Genomic DNA, 21,866 nt, shown 5'->3' on the forward strand with positions numbered 1-21,866 from the left:
TGTTACTTTGCCCTTTTACAGGCACCGTCATTGCTGACGGGTCGCTCACTTCAAAAACAACTGACAGGCCACTTCTTGCGAAGCGTCCTATTTCATTTATTTATTCGTGAACATTTGATATTTTAAGTTTTACGCTGCTTGCGCAGCGCTGCACTTACATCAAATGCCCACACTTATCGACTGTTAATTGTTAAAGAACTGTATTCGGTTACTGCTTTCGCGCTATCGACAAAGCGTTGTGTTTGTCAGCTGCGAAGAAGGAAGAGTATGAAGCATTTCAGCACAATCGTCAACTCCTTCTTTTTACTGCATCGCCGTTTCCGGGGATCCTCAACTGCCGCATTTGACTGCGTCTCATTGGGGAGGCGAACTATAGCAAAGTGCCCCCGGAGTAGCAAGGCTTTTCCGGACGAATTGCATCGAACTGCTACAATTTCGCCCCCTCAGCGCAAATTCGCGTCCCACCATAGAAGATTCACCATGAAACAACAAGCTCAAGGATCAGGCCTGACCCTGAAACGAGCTGGCTTTACCACTGGCTTCGGCGTGCTCGCCGCCACCCTCGGTTCCGCAGTCGGTCTCGGCAATATCTGGAAGTTCCCCTATCTGACAGGCGCCAATGGCGGCGCCGGCTTCCTGCTCATCTATCTGCTCGCTACCTTATTAGTAGGACTGCCCGTGATGATCGCGGAAATCACCCTCGGACGCCGCGCCAAGGTCAATCCGATCTCCACCATGGAACAGCTGGCACCGAAGGGCAAGCCCTGGTGGCTGGTCGGCCTCATCGGCATGGTCGCCGCCTTCCTGATCGTCGCGTTCTACTCGGAAGTGGTGGGCTGGGTGTTTGCCTATATCGCCAAGGCCATCGACGGCTCCATCCTCAGCAGCGACAAACTTGTGACGGAAGCGGCCTTCGCTTCGCTGATCAGCAATCCTTTGCAATCGCTGTTGTGGCAATGGGGCGTGCTGCTGTTTATCGGCGGCATATTGATGCTGGGCGTGACCAAGGGCATCGAGGCGATCGCCAAGAAACTGATGCCGCTGCTGTTCCTGTTGTTGCTGCTGCTGTGCGCGGTCAGCCTGTCGCTCGATAAGGCGGGCGAGGGACTGGCGTTCCTGTTCCGTCCTGATTTTTCCAAGCTGACGGCTTCCGTCGTGCTGACGGCCATGGGCCTGGCCTTCTTTAAATTGTCCGTCGGCATGGGCACGATGATGACCTACGGCAGCTATTTCCGCGATGACCAGAATATCCCCGTGACCACCTTGCGCGTGATGGCGGCCGACCTCGGTGTATCGATGCTGGCCGGTATCGCCATCTTCCCCGCCGTGTTTACGTTTGGCTTCGCTCCCAGTGCGGGACCGTCGCTCGTGTTCATCACGATTCCCGCCGTGTTTTCGCAAATTCCCATGGGACAAGTGCTGATGGTGGTGTTCTTCATCCTGGCCGCCGTCGCCGCCACGGGGGCGATGCTGTCGCTGATGGAAGTGCCCGTGGTGATTTTCCATGAACGTTTCGGCTGGACGCGCACCAGAGCCACCATGGTGACCATGCTGCTGCTGGCCGTGCTCGGTTCCGTGTGCGCGCTGAGTAACAGCACCCTGGCGGACTTCAAGCTATTCAATTTGAATATGTTTGATCTGTTCGACTTCGTCTCGTCGAATATCTTCCTGCCCGTGGGCGGCATCGCCATTGCCTTGTTTACAGGCTGGGCCTGGGGCAAGCAGCATTTCATCGAGGCGATCAGCAACCATGGCCAGTTGCAGAATAGAACTCTGGCGCACGTGCTGCTGTTCCTGCTGCGTTTTGTCTCGCCCGTGCTGATCCTGATCGTGATGCTGAAGGGTTTAAAGGTCTTCTAATCAGAGTACCCGGGTGTAGGTCTGGCGCACCAGCACCCGGTCGCCGCAATCGAAATGCCACCACTCGCTGTTGATGCCGAAGAAGCCCGCCTGGAACATGGCGTCGCGCAACAAACGGCGGTGTGCCACTTGCTCCTCCGTGATTTCCCCCTTCTCCAGCAAGACCAGCTCCAGCGCCGGATGCGAGCGCTCACTCAGGTCGTCAAAGCCTGTCCCCATATCCAGTTCCTGCCCGTCGGGCCCCACGATGGTGATGTCGAGCGCCATGCCGAACGAGTGGATCGAGCCGCGCGACGGCTCGGCGATATAGCCGAGCAACTCCGTTCCCTGCAGCGCATCCCACAATTGCTGCTGCACCCGCTGCGGGCGCAGGGCGTCGAGCACCAACAGATGATGATCGGGGCGCTGCGCGGCCAGCCAGGCCACGGCCTGCTCCAGCGCGGCGGCCGCGTCGCGGTGCAGCCAGGAGCAATCGATGGGGCTGTATAAGTCGCGGCCAACGAAATTGTCGGGCGTGGCATAGCGCAAGTCGACGGCGATGCCGGCGATGCTGCTCAGGTGGCGAAATTGCGGATCGCTGCCGACCGCTTCCAATTGCAAACTTGCAACAGACATCAGACTCCTCTTTCCAGGCAGTTGCGCGCCGCCACGCCGATGCTGTCGGCCAGGCGCCGCGCGCCATGCGACAGCGGCGAGTGGCTCGCCGTCAATAAATACAGTTGGATGGGGATGGTGGGCGCCCAGGGGCGGCGCTGCAGCCGCTCGGGCGAGCCGGACGCGGCCGTAAACGGGTCGACCACGGCCATACCGGCGCCCGCTTCCACCAGGGAACGGGCGATTTGATAGGTCTGCACCACGGTGGAAAACACGGGGTGGATATCCTGTGCCTCGCAGGCGGCGACCACCAGTTCGCCCAGCGGATCGTTGTCCGCATGGCCGATCAGTTCGCCATTCAGGCCATGCGCCGTCAACGGTGTGCCGCAATCGGCCGCATGCCAGGTGCCGGCTGGCGCGATCACCGTCATGACACCCTGCGCGATCGGTTCGGCCACGATGCCCGGATGACGCGGGTCTTGCAGCGATACGGCCAAGTCCGCTTCACCGAGGCGCAAGGTATTGACGATCTCGCCCGTGTGGTGAGTAGCCAGCTGGCAACGCGTGTGAGGAAAGTCGCGCCGCCACTGCGTCATGGCAAATGGCAAGACGCTGATGGCGATCGTCGGCGTGGACACCAGGCGGATGGTTTCCACCGCGTGGCCCTTCAGGCTGGCCGCCAGGCGGCGGATGCCCAATAAATCGCGGTTGAGCTTTTCCGTTTCGACAAACAAACGGTGCGCCTCGGGCTTCGGGTACAGCTTGCCCCGCACGCGCTCGAACAGCGGCATGCCCAGTTGCAACTCGCAATGCTGCAAGACCTTGGTCACGGCCGGCTGCGAGATATGCAGCACCTGGGCGGCGCCGCTGATGGTGCCAACTTGCATGATGGCGTGAAACACTTCGATATGACGCAGCCGCATGAGCTATTCCTTTACCTTGCTTTGGCCGCCTGGGCCGTAACGTTCAGCATATAAGAAAAAGTCATGGGCTGAAATGGCCATGCTACTTTGCTACAACAGCTGCGGCCGGCATCGTCAGCACTTCCAGCAGGGCTGCCGTCTCGCCGTCGGGCATGCCGTCAAAGCACGTATTGCGGTACTTCATCTGGAAGGCGATCAGCACATTGCGCGTCGCTTCGTCGAACACGCCCGTATTCGGCGTCGCATAGCCATGCTGGGCCAGCTTTTTCTGGAACCAGACGGCGTCCGGCACTTGCTGCTCAAAAATGAGGCGTTGCGCGGCCACGCGGTTGGCATCGGGCCAGACGATCAGGCCCGCATCGGCCAGCTGGCGCCATGGAAACAACGGACCCGGGTCCTGCTTGCGCTGCGGGGCGATTTCGTTGTGGCCCAGGATATTTTCCGGCGCGATGTTGTAGCGGGCCTGGATATCTTTTAACAGCGGAATCAGCTCATCGATCTGTGCCTGGGGAAACGGATACCAAAGGCGGCCTTCCGGCGTGTCCTTGTAGCCAGGGTTGACGATTTCGATGCCGATCGAGCTGACATTCAACTGTGTATAAGTCTTCCAGTTACTCACACCCGCGTGATTGGCCTGGCGCGATTCGTCGACCAAAACGTAAAACTTCGGCTTGTCCGTGTCCGTCAGCAAATAATGGCTGCTGACCACTTGTTCCGTCAGGATCTTGATCGAGCGGGGCAGGTCGCTGACCGTGTAATGGATGACGATGAATTTGACGCGCGGGCTCTGGCTGCGCGCATTCAAGCTATGGTCGAGGTGCGGCGCGGGCGTGGTGCAGGCGGAAAGCAGGGCCACCAGCAGGGCGAGGGCGATTTTTTTCATGAAAGATCCGTGTTCGGGTTAATAAAATGTTCAGTTCTTGCCAATGCGCTGGCTCGCCGTCCTGGCCGCCAGCTTGGCCGCGGCCTCATGCGAACGGGCAACTTTTTGCTCCATCATCAACGATACAGGCAAAGCGGCGCGCATGGCAGCCGCGATGGCCGGGTGCAATTGCGCCGCGCGCCCGGCCAGCACCACAGGACGGGGGCCATAGCGCGCCGTCAGCGCCAGCGCCAACCGCGCCAGTTCCTGGCCCGCACGCCGCAAGATGTCCAGCGCCAGCGGGTCGGCATCCGCACTGGCGGCCACGGCCAGCGCCAGCCGCCCGATGGCGCCCCGGTCCTGGCCATACATGAAGGCGCGCGACAGCGACCAGTCGCTGCCGCCCAATTGCGCAAATACGGCCCCGGCCATGGGCGAGCTGTGCCAGCTGCCGGGCGCCTCGTCTTCGCGGCGCCAGATGTGGCGCAAGGCTTCGCGGGCGATCCAGTAGCCGCCGCCGCCATCGTCGAGCAGCACGCCGCGCCCGCCGGCGCGGTGAAACACGCCGTCCGCATCGATCCAGGCGGCGATCGAACCCGTGCCAGCGTAGACCAGATAACCCTCGCCTGGTTCAAAACTGTCGCGGTAGGCGATGTCGATATCGTTGCCGATGCGGACATCGCCGGCATCCAGCGCCAGCAAGGCGGACAACATTTGTGCCAGCACAACATCGTCGCCGCCAAAGCCCGTCAAACCGGCCACCACGGCGCGCGGCTGGCCGAGGGCCAGCACTTGCTTGCACAATGTTGCAAACGTGGCATGCACAGTAGCGCGGCCCGCATCGCTGCTCAATTGCAAGGCAGACAAGCCTTCCACGGCGCCGTCGGCCACGATGGCGCCGTCCCCGCTAGCCAGGGCCCAGCGCGTCTGCGTGCCGCCCGCGTCGATGCCCAGGCCCAGCACGGGCACCGCATTATTGGCTGTAGGGAAGGAAATCATGGCATGAGTGTAAAGCCAAGCGGGTCTTGCAGGCATGAAAGCTTGCGCATGTTTCATGCCTGCAGGTTATGGACTGCCGGTGAACGGTCAACAATTACTTGGCGGGGGCCGTAAACGGTGCGCGCACGGTGACGCGGGGGCTTTCGTTGCCGAGGCGGTCCACGGCGCTGACCACCACCGCATTGACTTTACCGATGGCGTCGTCGACCAGGGTCAGTTCAGCCTGCACGCCAGTGACCACGGTGAAACGCCAGTCTTCGCCGTAGCGGGCCCAGATGGCGTATTGCGCCACGGGTTTGCCGCCGCCCGACGTCAACTTGACGTTCAGGCTGGTGGAATCGCGGCGCAAAGCCAGCACGGGCGTGCCCGGTGCTTCCTTGCCCAGCCATGGCGTGGCGGGAATCAGGGCCGGGCTTTGATACACGCTCGCCTTGAGTTGCTCGCTGACACCTTTGCGGTTCTGCATCAGGGGCACCATGCTGAAATGCACTTGCCCATTCGCGCCGGGGCGCGTGCGCGTCACTTCGATCTGCTTGATGATCTCTTGCGGCGTGAAGGATTTGGCGGAATTGTCGATGCGGCTCGTATACAAGCCTGGCCACACGTGGCGGCCGTACGGATTCTGCGCCAGCCAGTAGTCGAGCAGCACGCCAAACGCCTGCGGCGCCTGCGCCACGGGCCAGTACAGCTGCGGCGACAGGTAATCGAGCCAGCCCTTGGCCAGCCACAGTTCCGCGTCCGCATACAATTTATCGTACTGGCTGAAGCCGACGATGCCGGCAGGGCGGCGGTCCGGGCGGCCTATGCCGAACGGGCTGATGCCGAAACGCACCCAGCTCTTTTCGCGGTGAATGCCGGTATACAAGGCTTCGATCAGCTGGTTGACGTTCTGGCGGCGCCAGGAAGCGCGGTCCAGCTGGCCGCCGGCCAGCAGATATTGCTGCCAGGAAGGCTCATCGGGAAATGGCAGTTCGCGCTTGGCGCCGCCATTGCCCGCGTCCAGCGCGGCCGTTTCGGCTCCCGCACCGGCGCCAGGCGCGTCGATCGGATACGGATAAAAGTAGTCGTCGATGTGCACGCCATCGATATCGTAGCGGCGCACCACGTCCAGCACCACGTCCGTCGTATGCTTCGAGGCGGCTGCATCGCCCGGGTCCATCCACAGGTAGCGGCCGTATTGCTTGACGGATGCCGGGTTGGTGGACGCGAAACTGTCGCGCGCCAGCGGCGACTTGGCCGTGGCATGACGGGCCCGGTACGGGTTGAACCAGGCGTGCAATTCCAGGCCGCGCGCATGCGCCTGCGCCACCCAGAAAGCCAGCGGGTCATACATGGGCAATGGCGGCTGGCCTTGCTTGCCCGTCAGGTATTCCGACCACGGTTCCAGCTGCGACGGGTAAATCGTGTCGGCACTGGGGCGCACCTGCAGCACAATCGCGTTCAGATTCAAGGACTTGGCGCGGTCGAGGATGGCGATGGCTTCGGCTTGCTGCTTGGCGACAGGCAAATTGTTGCGGCTAGGCCAGTCGATATTGGCCACCGTCGAGACCCAGGCGGCGCGGAATTCGCGCGGCGCCGGCGGCGGCACTTCGCCCGTGATGTGCTGCACGGGCGGCACGGCCGGCAAGCCCGCTTCGCCTGGCGTCACTGCGGAAGGCAGTTTGGTGCTGGTACAGCTGCTGAGCAATGTGGCGGTGGCCAAAGCGGCCAGCACGCCGGCCGTGGCGCCCAGGCGTTTTTTGAAAGTAGACAACAAAACAATTCCTTGCAGTGGTGAAGCGCAGGTCTATCGGTGCGGGCATTTTACTGTGCGCCCGCCATCCTTGCGGGCGCACGGTTCAAAAGAATCAGGCCTCGGCCTGCTTGCCGAATTCCGGGTCGATCTTGACCAGCGCGGCCATGATGAAAGCGGGAATGGTGGCGATGCAGACCCAGATGAAGAAGTGCTGGTAACCAAGCATTTGCTGTATCCAGCCGCTGGCCATGCCCGGCAACATCATGCCCAGGGCCATGAAACCCGTGCAAATGGCGTAATGGGCCGTTTTATGCGCGCCATCGGAGACCATGATCATGTACAACATGTACGAGGCGAAACCAAAGCCATAGCCAAATTGCTCCAACGCAATACCACTGGCGATCACATAGATGTTGCTGGGCAAGGCGCTGGCAAGGTAGACGAAGACCAGGTCGGGCAGGTGCACGGACAACACCATAATCCACAGGCAACGCTTCAAGCCGAAGCGGGAAATGATGAATCCGCCCAGCAAGCCGCCGAGGGTCAGGGCGATTACGCCGATGGTGCCGTAGACGAGACCCACCTGTTCCGTGCTCAGGCCCAGGCCACCCTTGACGATAGGGTCGAGCAGGAAGGGCGCGGCCAATTTGAGCAATTGCGCTTCGCCGAGGCGGAACAGCAGCAAGAAGCCGAGGATGACGAGAATATCCTTCTTCTTGAAGAAGGCGGCAAAGGTGGCGATGAACTCTTGCAGCGGAGAAATGCCAGCGCCCTGGATGCTGGGACGGTCGTCCTTCGGTTTCGGCAAGACAAAATAGTGGTACAGGAAGAGGGCGATGAACAGGCCCGCCAGGATCGCGAACACGACGGACCAGGCCAGCTGCACATTGCCCGTCGCATGCGTCAGATAGCCGGCCAGATACACGAGGCCGCCCTGGCCGGCGATCATCGCCAGACGGTAAAACGTACTGCGCACGCCGACGAAGGCCGCCTGCTGATGCTCTTCCAGGCCCAGCATATAAAAGCCGTCGGCGGCGATATCATGCGTGGCGGAACTAAAGGCCATCAGCCAGAAGATGGCCAGGCTGATCTGGAAGAAATGGGGCAGCGACGTCGTCAGGGCCACCAGCGCCAGCGCGGCGCCGATCACCAGTTGCAAGCCGACGATCCAGAAGCGCTTGGTGCGGTACATATCGATGAAGGGCGACCACAGGGGTTTGATAACCCACGGCAAGTACAGCCAGCTCGTGTACAGCGCGATATCCGTATTGGAAAAGCCGTAATTCTTGTACATGATCACGGACAAGGTCATGACCACTACATAGGGGATGCCCTGGCCGAAATACAGGGAAGGGATCCACAGCCACGGATTTTTCGCGCGCGCCGGGACGGGTTGTTTCACTGGCTCCATACATCCTTCTTTGTCTCCCAGACAGAAGAATGCCGCGCCATCGGATCACGCCGCCAGTGCCGCCCGCACACTGCCGCCCGCGCCGGCCAACAATGCCTGTGCCTGGTTTGTGTTGATTTTTTTGATCAAGGCAACAATCGCCACCTTGACGTGATAGTGGCATTGCTCCAGCACGGTCCTGGCCTGCACCTCGCTGGCGCCCGTGGCATGCATGGTCAGACGCACCGCCCGCCAGATCAGCTTGGCGTTGGTCGGCTTCAAGTCTACCATCAAGTTTCCGTAAGTTTTGTGCAAACCCACCATCAGGGCGCTGGAAATCGTGTTCAGGGTGATTTTTTGCGCCGTGCCCGCTTTCAGGCGCGTGCTGCCGGAAATAACTTCCGTGCCCGTGTCGAGCACGATGCCGCATTGCGCCTCGTGCGCCACGGGAGCGTCCACATTGTTGGCGATGCCTATCGTCAAGGCACCCGCCTTGCGCGCGGCCAGCAGCGCGCCCAGCACATACGGCGTGGCGCCGGAGGCGGCCAGCAGGATCACGACGTCATTTTCTTGGGGCAACAAGGCCAGCACATCCCGCTCGCCTTGCTGTACATCATCTTCCGCCCCTTCGACGGCCGTGAACATGGCGCCCGCGCCGCCGGCCAGGATGGCGACGGCCCGCTCGGGCGGCCAGGAAAACGTGGGCGTCAATTCAACGCTGTCGAGCACGCCCAGACGGCCCGACGTGCCCGCGCCCACGTACAGCAAGCGTCCGCCGGCGGCGATGCGGGGCAGGGCGGCCGTGATGGCGGCCCCGATTTCCGGCGACGCCAGCCGCACGGCTTCGACGGCCCAGAACTGGTCATCGACCAGCGCCGCCACCAGTTGCTCCACCGGATACAGGTCCAGATCCGGATGCCGCCGGCTCGGGGTTTCAGTTTTCAACATGATTTCAGAACATGGTTGAAGGTGAAACCAGTTTAATACCAACGAGCAAGATCAACCATGAAAGGTTGGCGGGCGGGCATAACGGGAGTTTATGGCTGGCGCAGGAACCTGGTGTCCTACTTGTACTTCGATACGCTCCCGTTTATGTCTATACTTGGGTTCGATGCCCAAATTCACGACACGCCCCATGATCGCTCGCCAATTGCTGTTCCTGTTTAGCGCCCTTGGCGCCATCAACGGCATTTTCCTGGCCGTCTATTTTTTCAGCCGTCGGCCTCGCTGCCTGGCCGACTGCATGCTGGGTGCATTGCTGCTTGCCGTGGGGGTGCGCACCGCCAAATCCGCCTTCCTCTACTTCAACCCTGCGATCGCCATCGAATTCCGACAGCTGGGCCTGTCGGCTTGCCTGCTGATCGGTCCCTTGACCTATCTGTACGTGCGCTCTTTCCTGGCCGGACTCGCGCAACAGCCTGCCGGCCAACAATGGCGCTGGCATCTCGGCCTGTCCTTCCTGCTGATAGGCATAGGCGTTGCCTTTCCGTATTCCGCGTATCGTCCTGTGTGGGACCGTTCAAGTCATGCGATTCATCTGTTCTGGCTATGCTACCTGCTGGCGACCGCCAGCTTGCTCTGGCAAACCCGCCATGCATGGCTGAATGACGGACAGCGGATGGCGACCAGCAGCATGCTGATGCTGAGCGTCTTTGCGGGCAGCTGTGTCATGTTGGCGGCGTACGCGAGCACGCCGTTCACGTCGTATATTGTCGGCGCCTTGTCGTTTACCTTCTCGCTGCATGTCGCGGTCATGGTCTTTCTTCTGAGAAAGGAAACCTCGACGCCTGCCGAACCGAAGCCGAAGTACCAGAACAGCCGCCTGACGCACGACGATGCGCTTGCCGTGCTCGCTGCGCTGGAACAACAGATGAGCGGGCAGAAATCCTATCTGAATCCGAACCTGACCCTGGCCCAACTGGCCAAGCGGGCGGGATGTACGCAGGCGCAGGTGTCGCAGGTGCTGAATGACAAGCTGAGCAAGAGCTTCACTACCTACGTCAACGAATACCGTATCGCCGAAGCGAAACAGGTCTTGGCCGACGAGCCGCAATTGAACATGGATACCGTTGCCGAGCGCTGCGGGTTCAATTCCAGTTCCACCTTCTACTCGACCTTCAAGAAAGTTGCTGGGCAGACTCCCGCCAGCTTCCGCGCCCAACCCAGCCAGGCGGCCACGGCCATTTCCGCGTAAAACCGCTCCGGAATCGCCATTCCGGAGTCTGAAATCCTGTTTGGCGACATCAACTCCCCTGCATTTCGATAACTTATCGACCAGCAACGACCTGAAATAGTCGTTGCTCCGATAAACGCAGTTATTCACTCAGGGTAAAGTCATGATTCAGTTTTTATTGCGAACGGTACTCGCCTGTTGCTTGCTCGGCAGCGCCGCCGTCGGCACCGCCGCAACCGCCGACCAGGACGAAAATGCGATCCGGGAAACCGTGCGCTTGTATCTGCATGGCACCAGCTTCAACGTACAGGACGAGATCAACCAGGCCTTCCATGCTACCGCCCGTCTTTATCTGGACGGCAAAAACGATACGGAATGGGAGCTCAGCGGTCCGGAATACGCCAAACTCTTTTCCCAAGAGAAAATAGGCCAATTCAATGGGCGTCACGGGCGGCTGATCAAGGTGGAGGTGAGCGGCAAGGTGGCCACCGCCAAGGCCGAGATCCACATTCCCCAGCAAGGGGTCCGCTATGTGGATGTATTTCTTCTGAAAAAGATCGCCGGCAACTGGAAGATCATCAGCAAGTCGGCCGATCGCGAGCCAGCAGCCCCGCGCCATGCACGCAAGGTGTTGCTGGTCGTGTCGAATGTGCATCAATATCCCGGCACAAAAATTAACGCAGGCAATAATTTTCCCGAACTGGCCTATACCTACGATGCCTTTCGCAAAGCAGGGTACGCGGTCGACTTCGTCAGTCCCGAGGGGGGCGCCATTCCCCTGGAAATGATCGTCACGTCGGACGAATTGCTCAAAAAGCATCTGTACGACAGTGATTTCATGTGGGCACTGGCCCATACCAAGCCCGTCTCCGAGGTCAGGGCCGACGAGTATGCGGGCATGGCTTTCGTCGGCGGCGGCGCGGCCATCGTCGGCATCCCGGACAACAAGCCGCTGCAGGACATCGCTGTGCGGATCTATGAACAACAAGGCGGGGTGATCGCGGCCATCTGCCATGGCACCGAGGGGATCAAGAATGTGAAGCTCAGTGACGGTACTTTCCTGATCCAGGGCAAGGTGCTCACGTCCTTCCCCGATGCGTATCTCAACAAGGAATCGCCGATATACAAGGCCTATCCCTTCTCGGCGGAAGCGAGCATCAAGCGCCATGGCGGCATCTTCAGGCACGGCGCCAACGGCAAGAGTCACGTCGAGGTCGATGGCCGACTGGTGACCGGCATGAGCTGGGAGTCGTCCGTGGGCGTGGCCGAATCCATGATCCGCCTGATCCAGCAGTAATTCAGACAGCTGAATTAAGGAGAACGGCGCATTTCCGCCACGAAGTCGTAATGGTCGCTGCGGCAATACGAATGCGTCAGTTCCACCGCCTCGCCCGACTCCAGGTAGGCGATGCGCGTGATGAACAGCACGGCCTGGCCATCGGGGATGCCCAGCTGCTTGGCCAGCACGTCCGTCGCATTCATGGCGCGGATGTGCTGCAAGGCGCGCACGGGGGCCTTCTTGATGCTGCTCAAGTATTCATACAGCGAGTCGCCCATGGCGGCCGGGTCCGGCACCACGCTGAAGGGCAGCACGCTCACTTCATACGCCATCACCACGTCGTCGGCCAGGCGCAGGCGCTCCAGGCGCGCCACTTTCGTGTTCTGCGCCAGACCCAGGCTCAGCTGCTCGTCGCTGCTGGCGATGACGACTTCACGCTTGAGCCAGCGCGAGCCGGGGCGGTAGCCGCGCTGCTGCAGCTGCTCGGAAAAGCTCGACAGGTTCGACAGCGGCTGCTCGATGCGCGGGGCAATATAGTTGCCCGAACCGCGGCGGCGCACGACGAGACCTTGCTCGACGAGCTGGTCGATGGCCTTGCGGGCAGTCACGCGCGATACGTCGAGCAGTTCGGACAGGGTACGTTCAGATGGCAGGGCCTGGTCTACCTGGTAGCGGCCGTTGCGTACGTCATCGCTCAGCTTGCGGGCGATCTGCATATATAAAGGCGAATTGTCATTTAAATCGACCTTGAGTTCTACGCTGGTCTGGCTCATACAGTTCTCCTTGTCCTCCTAGTGTAATAGCGATGGCGCTTGCGCGTAGCCCGTCCACCCATGAATAAATGGAAAATGGGCATAAATAACGGTTATACACTTAAAAAAACAATGTTTTACCGTACGTATAGCTTTGCATTATAGATAAATAAGCAATTTTCATTAGCCTTGGAAACGATCCCGCCCTATGCTGGCGATGCCTCCACCACATCGCGACACAGGAAACATGCAGAATAAAATGACGGGTTTGCTGGGCTTGCTGCTGCTGGGCACGACTTGGAGCGCGTTGGCCGCTCCGCTCGGTAGCGGCAAGGACCAGCAGCGCGCCCTCGATGCGGCCCTGGCCGCCATCGTCGACGATGCGGCCCACCCGCTGGCCAGCCTGTCCGTGCTGGCCATTCGCAATGGTAAGGTGTCGTATCAGCAACAATTTGGCTACCGGCACATAGTCGCCACGCCGGCGGACAGCTTGCCCGTGACGCCGGCCACCCTGTTCCGCATCGCTTCCGTATCGAAGATGATGACGACCCTGGGCTTGATGCGGCTGGTCGAACAGGGCAAGCTGAGCCTGGATCAGGACGTGGGCATTTATTTAGGCTTTTCCCTGCGCAACCCGCATTTCCCCCAGCGGCCCGTGACCTTGCGCAGCTTGCTCAGCCACACGTCCTCGCTGCGCGACGCAGGCGGCTATGCCTGGGGCCCCGAACGCAGCCTGCGCGACGTGTTTACGGCCGGCGGGGACGCGATGTGGGATTCCAGCGCGGCGCCCGGCCGCTACTTTACGTATTCCAACCTGAACTGGGGTGTAATCGGCACCGTGATGGAACAAGTCACGGGCGAGCGCTTCGACTTGCTGATGCGGCGCCTGCTGCTCGATCCCCTCGACGTGCGCGGCGGCTACAACCCGGCCACCTTCTCCCCGGAAGAGGTCGCCAATACGGCCACCCTGTACCGCAAGCGCACGCTGGAGACGGAAGTGTGGCAGCCGCACGGGCCATGGATCGCCCAGGCCGACGATTTTGATCAGCGCCCGCCGGCCGGCATCGCGCGTTATGTAATCGGCAGCAACGCCACCGTCTTCAGCCCCACGGGCGGCTTGCGCATTTCCGCCGCCGGACTGGGCACCGTCATGCGGATGCTGCTCGATGGCGGCCGCTACCAGAATACGCAGCTATTGCAGCCGGCCAGCATCGCCTTGATGTTTGGCCGGCAATGGCAGCTGGCACCCGATGGCGGCAATGGCAACAGCGAACGGGGCCTGTACCGCGCCTGGGGCCTGGGAAATCAGCAGTTCGATGCCGTGGCGGGGCAGGGCAATGGCCTGGTCGAGGGCGCCAGTTTTCATGCGGTCGGCCATTTAGGCGACGCGTATGGCCTCGTCTCTGCCTTCGTGCTCGATTTCAAGCACAAGAATGGCATGGTGATGCTGGTGGGCGGCACGGGCAGCGATCCCGCACAGTATCCGGGCGCCTATTCCGCCATGGGGCGCAGCGAGGAATTGATCCTCACCACCTTGTACCGTGGTGCGATTGGCAATAATGAATAACTTGCACAAAAACAGTGCATTCCTGAAAGTTATGGCTGCACCATGATGTTTCATTGGCTCACGTGATGGCCAGCCTCTAAGCTCTCATCGAATGCTCCCGCACCATGGGAGCGCAACGCAGCGAGGCAACATGCAGCAACAAGTCATCATCATCGGCGGCGGCGTCGTCGGTCTGACATCGGCCTGGTGGCTGGCCGAGGCCGGCTACAAGGTCACCTTACTCGAACGCAATGAACAGGTGGCAATCGCCGCCAGCTACCGCAATGGCGGCCAGCTCAGCTATCGCTATGTGGCGCCCCTGGCGGACGCGGGCGTACCCTTCAAAGCCCTGCAATGGCTGCTGCAGAAAGATGGTCCGCTGCGCTTCCGTCCCGAGGCCGACTGGCGCCAATGGCGCTGGCTGGCCAGTTTTTTGCGCAATTGCAATGCTGCCAGCAATGCCCGCACGACGGCCAAGCTGCTGCAACTGGGCGAATGGAGCCGCGCCGGCATGGCGCAGCTGGAGTTGGCGGTGCCGCCCGAGGCGTATGCCTGGCGCGATGCCGGCAAACTCATCGTCTACCGCTCGCCCGCCATCTTCCAGCGGGCCGTGGCGCGGCCGGAATCGGAAGAGGCGCGCGTCGTGCTGTCGCCGCAGGAAGCCGTGCAGCGCGAACCGGCGCTGGCCGCCTTGCAGGGCGTGCTGGCGGGCGGCATCTTTACGGAAGGAGAAGCGGTGGCCGATTGCCACGCCTTTTGCCTGGCGCTGGAAGCGCGATTGCTGCAGCACCCGAACTGCTCGCTCATCTTGAAAGGCGAGGCGCGCCGCCTCGTCGCGCACAAGGGCCGGATCACGGGCGTCGACACCAGCCTGGGCCTGCTGCAAGCGGACCACTACGTGCTGGCGGCCGGCATCCAGAGCCGCGACCTGGCCGCCACGGCGGGCGTCTACCTGCCCCTGTATCCGCTGAAAGGCTACAGCCTGACGGCGCCCATCCGCGCACAGCACCGGGCGCCCGAGATCAGCATCACGGATTTCGAGCGCAAGGTGTTGTATGCGCGCATCGGCAGCGACCTGCGCGTGGCCGCCATGGTCGACATGGTGGGCGCCGACAACAGCATCGACTGGGGCCGCATCGCCGGCCTGACGCGCCTGGCGCGCGAAGCCATGCCGCAAGGCGCCGATTACGACCAGGCCACGGCCTGGGCCGGCCTGCGCCCCGCCACGCCGAACAGCGCGCCGCTGGTGGGCGCCAGCAAAGTTGCGAACTTGTGGCTCAACGTGGGTCATGGCCCGCTGGGCTTTACCTTTGCCGCCGGCACGGCGCGCATCCTGGCCGATATCATGGCCGGCAAGGCGCCGCCGTTCGCGCTGGACTTCCTCAGTCCGAAAAAATAGCTGGCCAAGGCGGCGCGCACGCGCTGCTGCCGATATGGCGGATAATTGCGGAACTTTCCTGTTCCCTCTTTTCTGTTGCATATCGTCAGCGCATGCCCACACCTTCGAAATTGTCCGCCTGCCCCTGTGGCGGCGCCTCCTACGCCAGCTGCTGCGGCCCGTATATCGCGGGCGACGCCTTGCCGCCCACGGCCGAAGCCCTGATGCGTTCGCGCTACACGGCGTTTACCTTGCGCGACGAAGCGTACCTGCGCGCCACCTGGCATGCCAGCACCCGTCCCGCCGACGCCTTATTTGCGGAAGAAGAAAAAGTCCACTGGCTGGGACTTGAGGTAAAATCTGCTTTACGTTTACGTCAACGTAAAGCAGAATCAGCAGATCAAGCCGAAGAGATACATCGCGACACCGTCGAATTCGTGGCCCGCTACAAGGTCAACGGCCGCGCGCACCGCCTGCATGAGGTGAGCCGCTTCGTGCGCGAGGCGGGCGAGGGCGGTGGCGCCCTGCGCTGGTTTTATCTCGACGGCAGTTTTCCCGAATAGCGCGACCCGAGAGACCGGGCGATCATAAAAAGGAACCGCAATGCCGCATATCGAAAGCAAACTCAATCCGCGCAGTGAAGATTTCAAGGCCAATGCCGCGGCCATGCAAGCCATCGTCGACGATCTGCGCGACAAGGTGGAAAAGATCGCGGCCGGCGGCGGCGAAGCGGCGGCCGCCAAGCACCTGGCGCGCGGCAAACTGCTGCCGCGCGACCGCGTGCAGATGCTGCTCGATCCCGGCACGCCCTTCCTCGAGTTTTCCCAGATGGCGGCCTACGCCATGTACCAGGACGCCAAGGGCGTCGACGCGGCGCCCGCCGCCGGCATCATCACCGGCATCGGCCGCGTCTCGGGCCAGGAATGCGTCATCGTCTGCAACGACGCCACCGTCAAGGGCGGCACCTATTACCCGATGACGGTGAAAAAGCATTTGCGCGCCCAGGAAATCGCCGACCAGAACAACCTGCCCTGCATCTACCTGGTTGACTCGGGCGGCGCCAACCTGCCGAACCAGGACGACGTCTTCCCCGACCGCGACCATTTCGGCCGCATCTTCTATAACCAGGCGAATTTATCGGCCAAGGGCATTCCGCAAATCGCCGTCGTGATGGGCTCTTGCACGGCGGGCGGCGCCTACGTGCCAGCCATGAGCGACGAGTCGATCATCGTCAAGGAGCAGGGCACGATCTTCCTCGGCGGCCCGCCGCTGGTGAAGGCTGCCACGGGCGAGGTGGTGACGGCCGAAGACCTGGGCGGCGGCGACGTGCACACGCGCCTGTCCGGCGTGGTCGACCACCTGGCGCAGAACGATTTGCACGCGCTGTCGCTGGCGCGCACCATCGTCTCGAACCTGAATCGTACAAAACCGCAGCAGATGGCGCTGCGCGAATCCGTCGAGCCGACATACCCGACACAGGAACTGTATGGCGTAATCCCCGTCGATACGCGCAAGCCCTTCGACGTGCGCGAGGTGATCGCGCGCATCGTCGACGGCAGCGATTTCGACGAATTCAAGGCCCGCTACGGCACCACCCTGATCTGCGGTTTCGCGCACATCTATGGCGTCAAAGTCGGCATCATCGCCAATAACGGCATCTTGTTCTCCGAATCGGCGCTGAAAGGCACGCATTTCATCGAATTGTGCTGCCAGCGCAAGATCCCGCTCGTTTTCCTGCAAAACATCACGGGCTTCATGGTGGGCCGCAAATACGAAAACGAGGGCATCGCCCGCAATGGCGCCAAGATGGTCACGGCCGTGGCGACGGCCGCCGTGCCGAAATTCACGGTGATCATCGGCGGCAGCTTCGGCGCCGGCAACTACGGCATGTGCGGCCGCGCGTTCTCTCCCCGCTTCATGTGGATGTGGCCCAATGCGCGCATTTCCGTCATGGGCGGCGACCAGGCCGCTTCCGTGCTGGCGACCGTCAAGCGCGACGGCATCGAAGGCAAGGGCGGCGCATGGAGCGCGGACGAGGAGGCCGCCTTCAAGCAGCCGATCAAGGACCAATACGAACACCAGGGCCACCCGTACTACGCCACCGCGCGCCTGTGGGACGATGGCGTGATCGACCCGGCCGATACCCGCATGGTGCTGGGCCTGGGCCTGTCGGCCGCCTTGAACGCGGAAATCCCGGACACGAAGTTCGGCGTATTCCGCATGTAAGCGGCACTCAGGGAGAAGAGCATGGAATTTGAAACCTTAAAGCTGGTCATCGAGGGCAATGTCGCCACCGTGACCCTGAACCGCCCGGACGTGCGCAACGCCTTCAACGAGACGACGATCGCCGAACTGGCGCGTGCCTTCGAGGGCCTGGGGCGCAGCGAGATGGTGCGCGCCATCGTGCTGGCCGCGAACGGCGCCGCCTTCTGCGCCGGCGCGGACCTGAACTGGATGAAGAAGATGGCCGGCTACACGCATGCCGAAAACCAGGCCGACGCGCTGCAGCTGGCGCAGATGCTGCGCACGATTTACCTGTGTCCGAAACCCGTGGTGGCGAAGATCCAGGGCGACTGCTATGCGGGCGGCATGGGCCTCGTCGCCGCATGCGATATCATTCTGGTTGCGGAAGACGTGCATTTCTGCCTGAGCGAAGTGCGGCTGGGACTGATCCCGGCCACTATTTCACCGTATGTCATCAAGGCCATGGGCGAAAACGCGGCACGCCGCTATTTCCTGACGGCGGAGCGATTCTCCGCCCGGGAAGCGCTGCGCATCGGCTTTGCCCACGAGGTAGTCGAGGCAAGCGCGCTGGACGCGAAAACCGCCGAGGTGCTGAAAGCGCTGACGGGCAACAGCCCGCACGCCGTGGCGCAAGCGAAAACGCTGGTGCGCGAGATCGTTGGCCAGCCGGTCGACGACGCGCTGCTGGCGGACACCGCCGAGCGCATCGCGCAGATCCGCGCCTCGGAGCAGGGACGCGAAGGCGTGCAATCCTTCCTCGACAAGCGCAAGCCGGGTTGGCTCATGGGCTAGCGCATGGATTAAGAAAATCATTGGAGCAGTTTTGAAAGCAGAAAAACAATCGGGCTGGGTCGAACGCAGTCTGCGCAGCGTGTGGCATCCGTGCACGCAAATGCAGCACCACGAGACTGTACCGCTCATCCCCGTCAGCCACGGCCGCGGCGCCTGGCTGTATGACCACGAAGGACGACGCTACCTGGACGCCATCAGCTCCTGGTGGGTGAACCTGTTCGGCCACGCCAATCCGCGCATCAATGCGGAACTGAAGGATCAATTGGACCGGCTGGAACACGCGATGCTGGCCGGTTTTACGCATGAACCGGTGATCGAACTGTCGGAAAAGCTCTCCGCCTTGACGGGCGGCGTGCTTGGTCACAGCTTTTACGCGTCCGATGGCGCCTCGGCCGTGGAAATCGCCCTGAAAATGAGTTTTCACGCCTGGCGCAACAGCGGCAAGAGCGAAAAACAGGAATTCGTGTGCCTGAAGGGCAGCTACCACGGCGAAACCATCGGCGCGCTGGCCGTCACCGATGTCGCCCTGTTCAAGGATGCCTACGGTCCCCTGCTGCGTGCCTCGCAGACGGTGATGTCGCCCGACTTCCGCCAGGCGGCTGACAACGAATCGGCGCAGGACGTGGCGCGCCGCGCGGCCGCCGACGTGGAACGGCTGTTCCAGGAAAAGTCCGAAAGAATCGCCGCCATCATCATCGAGCCGCTGGTGCAATGCGCTACCGGCATGGCCATGCACGACCCGCTGTACCTGTCGCTGGTGCGCGCCCTGTGCGACCGCTATCAGGTCCATTTGATCCTCGACGAGATCGCCGTCGGCTGCGGGCGTACGGGCACCTTCTTTGCGTGCGAGCAGGCCGGCATCTGGCCCGATTTCGTCTGCCTGTCGAAGGGCATCAGCGGCGGCTATTTGCCGCTGTCCCTCGTGATGACGCGCGAAGACATCTATCAAGCGTTCTACAGCACCGACGTGCGCCGCGGCTTCCTGCATTCGCACTCGTACACGGGCAACCCGCTGGCCTGCCGCGCGGCGCTGGCGACCCTGTCGATTTTCGAGGAAGACGATGTGCTGGCGGCCAACCGCGCACGTGCCGAAAAAATCACACACGCCCTGGCGCCGCTGGCGCAGCACGAGCGCGTAAAACACTTCCGCCAGCAGGGCATGATCTGGGCCTTTGACGCCGTGGAAGCGGCGCCCGATTTTTCGCGCCGCTTCTTCAGCACGGCGCTGGAACACGAACTGCTGATGCGCCCCATCGGCGCGACCGTCTACCTGATGCCGCCCTACATTCTCGACGACGCCGAAATCGCGGGCCTGGGCCAACAGACGCTGGCCGTCTTCAACAAAGTGATCGGAGCCTGAAATGGAACTGCTCACACGCTTGAAGCAGCAGTTGCAGGGGCTGGAAGAGCGCAGCCTGATCCGCCGCCGCCGCACCGTCGACACGCCGTGCGCGCCGCGCCTGACGGTCGATGGGCGCGACATGCTGGCCTTTTGCAGCAATGACTATCTGGGCCTGGCCGCGCATCCGCGCATCGTGGACGCGCTGAAAGAGGGCGCGGACCTGTATGGCGCCGGCAGCGGCGCTTCGCACCTGATCAGTGGCCACAGCCGCGCCCACGCGCAGCTGGAAGAGCGCCTGGCCGCGTTTGTGGGCGCCAACCTGGAACAGGCGCGCGCGCTGTATTTCTGCACCGGCTACATGGCCAATCTGGCTGTGCTGACGGCCCTGTCGGCGGGCGACGCGGAAACCGAGATCTTCTCGGAAGCGCTGAACCACGCCTCGCTGATCGACGGCACGCGTTTGTCCCGCGTCAAGACGCGCGTGTACCCGCACGCGGACCTCGATGCCCTGGCGGCCCTGCTGGCGGCCAGCACGGCACAAACGAAAATCGTCGTCACCGACAGCGTCTTCAGCATGGATGGCGACCTGGCGCCGCTGCCCGCGCTGCTGACCCTGTGCGAACAATACGGCGCCTGGCTGGTGGTCGACGACGCGCACGGCTTCGGCGCGCTGGGCGAGAACGGCCGCGGCGCGCTGGAACACTTCGGCCTGCATTCGCCGTACCTGGTCTACGTGGGCACCCTGGGCAAATCGGCCGGCGTGGGCGGCGCCTTCGTTTGCGCGCATGAAGCCGTGATCGAAACGCTGATCCAGAAGGCGCGCCCCTACATCTTCACGACGGCCGCCGCGCCCGCGCTCGCGCATGCGCTGCTGGCCAGCCTGGACATCATCGCCGGCGAGGAAGGCCGGCAGCGCCGCGCCCACCTGGCCGCGCTGGTGGCGCAATGGAACGAGGGCTTGCAGCTGCAACGCTGGCAAGCCTTGCCATCGCTCTCCGCCATCCAGCCCGTCATCATCGGCGAGAATGCGGACATGCTCGACATCGCCGCCACCTTGTACCAGCAAGGCCTGTGGGTCGGCGCCATCCGCCCGCCCACCGTCCCTGCCGGCACGGCGCGCCTGCGCGTGACCCTGTCGGCCGGCCATACGGCGCAGGAAGTGGCGCAATTGATCAACGCAGTCAACACCCTGGAAAGGACTCGCCATGAGCCTTGATGACCCTATCGTGGCGGAAGTGCTGGCGGACCTGGCGCCGGCCGTGCAGCCGGCGCCGGCAGCCACCGGCCTGCCTTCGCGCTTTGCCTGTTTCGTCACCGGCACCGACACGGAAATCGGCAAGACATTGACCTCGTCGGCCCTGCTGCACGCGCTGGTGGCGCGCGGCGTGCGCGCCTGCGGCATGAAGCCCGTGGCCGCCGGCGCCGAGATGCGCGACGGCGAACTGCATAATGAAGACGCCGACAGCCTGATCGCCGCCGGCAACGTCACCATGCTGCGCAGCCTGACGACGCCCTACATGCTGAAGGAACCGGCGGCGCCGCACATCGCCGCCGCGCTCGAAGGCGTGAGCATCGAATCGGTGCCGATCCTGGCCGCCTACCTGGAAATCGCCGCCGCCTCGGACGCCGTCGTGGTCGAAGGCGTGGGCGGCTTCCGCGTGCCGCTGTCGCCCGGTTTCGATTCGGCCGACCTGGCGCAGCAGCTCGATTTACCCGTGATCCTCGTGGTCGGCATGCGTCTGGGCTGTATCAGCCAGGCCTTGCTGACGGTGGAAGCCATCGAGGCGCGCGGCCTGACGGTGATCGGCTGGGTCGCCAACACGCTGGAAGTGGAAATGCGCTTCCTCGACGAAAATATCGATGCGCTGATCGAGCGCATCCCGGCGCCGCTGCTGGGCAGGGTGCCGCGCCTGGCGCAGCCCAGCGCGGAAGCGGCGGCGGCGTATCTCGATTTCACCGGCTTGCCCAACTGGCCGGCGCAGCATCCAAACACCTAA

The 21,866-nt window shown here is 62.4% G+C and carries 19 protein-coding genes; 11 read left to right on the top strand and 8 right to left on the bottom strand.

Translation table 11 applies throughout. The features are described from left to right. Positions 1–480: 480 nt before the first annotated feature. On the top strand, positions 481–1,860 hold the full coding sequence (locus tag AC07VH_RS17070) for a sodium-dependent transporter (protein WP_475417195.1): 1,380 nt from the start codon (positions 481–483) through the stop codon (positions 1,858–1,860). Here the strand turns inward: AC07VH_RS17070 and AC07VH_RS17075 are convergent, their stop codons facing one another. The 7 genes from AC07VH_RS17075 to AC07VH_RS17105 form a co-directional block, all read right to left on the bottom strand. Then, positions 1,861–2,475, bottom strand: coding sequence for a M15 family metallopeptidase (locus AC07VH_RS17075; protein WP_494787677.1), 615 nt, complete (start codon positions 2,473–2,475; stop codon positions 1,861–1,863). After that, positions 2,475–3,377 (bottom strand): LysR family transcriptional regulator, encoded by a 903-nt coding sequence (locus AC07VH_RS17080; RefSeq protein WP_219309855.1) that lies wholly within the window; start codon positions 3,375–3,377, stop codon positions 2,475–2,477. The genes AC07VH_RS17075 and AC07VH_RS17080 overlap by 1 nt, the downstream gene beginning before the upstream one ends. Positions 3,378–3,459: 82 nt before the next feature. Continuing rightward, the gene (locus AC07VH_RS17085) at positions 3,460–4,260 is read right to left on the bottom strand and encodes an N-acetylmuramoyl-L-alanine amidase (RefSeq protein ID WP_494787676.1); all 801 of its coding nucleotides are present in this window, start codon (positions 4,258–4,260) and stop codon (positions 3,460–3,462) included. 30 nt (positions 4,261–4,290) lie between these two features. Then, positions 4,291–5,238 (bottom strand): BadF/BadG/BcrA/BcrD ATPase family protein, encoded by a 948-nt coding sequence (locus tag AC07VH_RS17090; RefSeq protein WP_494787675.1) that lies wholly within the window; start codon positions 5,236–5,238, stop codon positions 4,291–4,293. A gap of 94 nt (positions 5,239–5,332) precedes the next feature. Further along, positions 5,333–6,994, bottom strand: coding sequence for a glycoside hydrolase family 10-like protein (locus tag AC07VH_RS17095; protein WP_494787674.1), 1,662 nt, complete (start codon positions 6,992–6,994; stop codon positions 5,333–5,335). Between the two features lie 91 nt (positions 6,995–7,085). Continuing rightward, positions 7,086–8,384 (bottom strand): MFS transporter, encoded by a 1,299-nt coding sequence (locus tag AC07VH_RS17100; RefSeq protein WP_494787673.1) that lies wholly within the window; start codon positions 8,382–8,384, stop codon positions 7,086–7,088. 45 nt (positions 8,385–8,429) lie between these two features. After that, positions 8,430–9,311, bottom strand: a complete 882-nt coding sequence (locus AC07VH_RS17105; RefSeq protein ID WP_494787672.1) for an N-acetylmuramic acid 6-phosphate etherase — start codon at positions 9,309–9,311, stop codon at positions 8,430–8,432. Positions 9,312–9,498: 187 nt separating this feature from the next. On the opposite strand from AC07VH_RS17105, the gene AC07VH_RS17110 reads away from it, so the two are divergent. Then, on the top strand, positions 9,499–10,557 hold the full coding sequence (locus tag AC07VH_RS17110) for a helix-turn-helix transcriptional regulator (protein WP_475417202.1): 1,059 nt from the start codon (positions 9,499–9,501) through the stop codon (positions 10,555–10,557). 142 nt (positions 10,558–10,699) lie between these two features. Further along, positions 10,700–11,833, top strand: coding sequence for a nuclear transport factor 2 family protein (locus AC07VH_RS17115; protein ID WP_475417203.1), 1,134 nt, complete (start codon positions 10,700–10,702; stop codon positions 11,831–11,833). Between the two features lie 14 nt (positions 11,834–11,847). Here AC07VH_RS17115 and AC07VH_RS17120 read toward each other — a convergent pair whose 3' ends face one another. Next, positions 11,848–12,588 (bottom strand): GntR family transcriptional regulator, encoded by a 741-nt coding sequence (locus AC07VH_RS17120; RefSeq protein ID WP_494787671.1) that lies wholly within the window; start codon positions 12,586–12,588, stop codon positions 11,848–11,850. A 226-nt stretch (positions 12,589–12,814) separates the two neighbouring features. On the opposite strand from AC07VH_RS17120, the gene AC07VH_RS17125 reads away from it, so the two are divergent. From AC07VH_RS17125 to bioD, 8 genes are all read left to right on the top strand, one after another. Further along, positions 12,815–14,134, top strand: coding sequence for a serine hydrolase domain-containing protein (locus AC07VH_RS17125; RefSeq protein ID WP_494787670.1), 1,320 nt, complete (start codon positions 12,815–12,817; stop codon positions 14,132–14,134). A 91-nt stretch (positions 14,135–14,225) separates the two neighbouring features. Further along, positions 14,226–15,512 (top strand): D-amino acid dehydrogenase, encoded by a 1,287-nt coding sequence (locus AC07VH_RS17130; RefSeq protein WP_494787669.1) that lies wholly within the window; start codon positions 14,226–14,228, stop codon positions 15,510–15,512. A 92-nt stretch (positions 15,513–15,604) separates the two neighbouring features. Further along, a complete protein-coding gene (locus tag AC07VH_RS17135; RefSeq protein ID WP_409027544.1) occupies positions 15,605–16,054 on the top strand; it encodes a YchJ family protein in 450 nt (149 codons plus the stop codon). Positions 16,055–16,094: 40 nt separating this feature from the next. Further along, positions 16,095–17,717 carry a carboxyl transferase domain-containing protein gene (locus AC07VH_RS17140; RefSeq protein ID WP_494787668.1) on the top strand — a complete coding sequence of 541 codons (1,623 nt, stop codon included), beginning with the start codon at positions 16,095–16,097 and terminating at the stop codon, positions 17,715–17,717. Positions 17,718–17,738: 21 nt separating this feature from the next. After that, complete coding sequence (locus AC07VH_RS17145) at positions 17,739–18,527, top strand: enoyl-CoA hydratase/isomerase family protein (protein WP_492964186.1); 789 nt, start codon at positions 17,739–17,741, stop codon at positions 18,525–18,527. A 31-nt stretch (positions 18,528–18,558) separates the two neighbouring features. Continuing rightward, the gene (gene bioA, locus AC07VH_RS17150) at positions 18,559–19,887 is read left to right on the top strand and encodes an adenosylmethionine--8-amino-7-oxononanoate transaminase (protein ID WP_494787667.1); all 1,329 of its coding nucleotides are present in this window, start codon (positions 18,559–18,561) and stop codon (positions 19,885–19,887) included. 1 nt (position 19,888) lies between these two features. Beyond that, complete coding sequence (bioF, locus tag AC07VH_RS17155) at positions 19,889–21,085, top strand: 8-amino-7-oxononanoate synthase (RefSeq protein WP_494787666.1); 1,197 nt, start codon at positions 19,889–19,891, stop codon at positions 21,083–21,085. Then, on the top strand, positions 21,075–21,866 hold the full coding sequence (bioD, locus tag AC07VH_RS17160; protein ID WP_494787665.1) for a dethiobiotin synthase: 792 nt from the start codon (positions 21,075–21,077) through the stop codon (positions 21,864–21,866). Before bioF ends, bioD begins: the two co-directional genes overlap by 11 nt.

It is taken from the genome of Janthinobacterium sp. GW821-FHT03C10 (genome assembly GCF_059420865.1).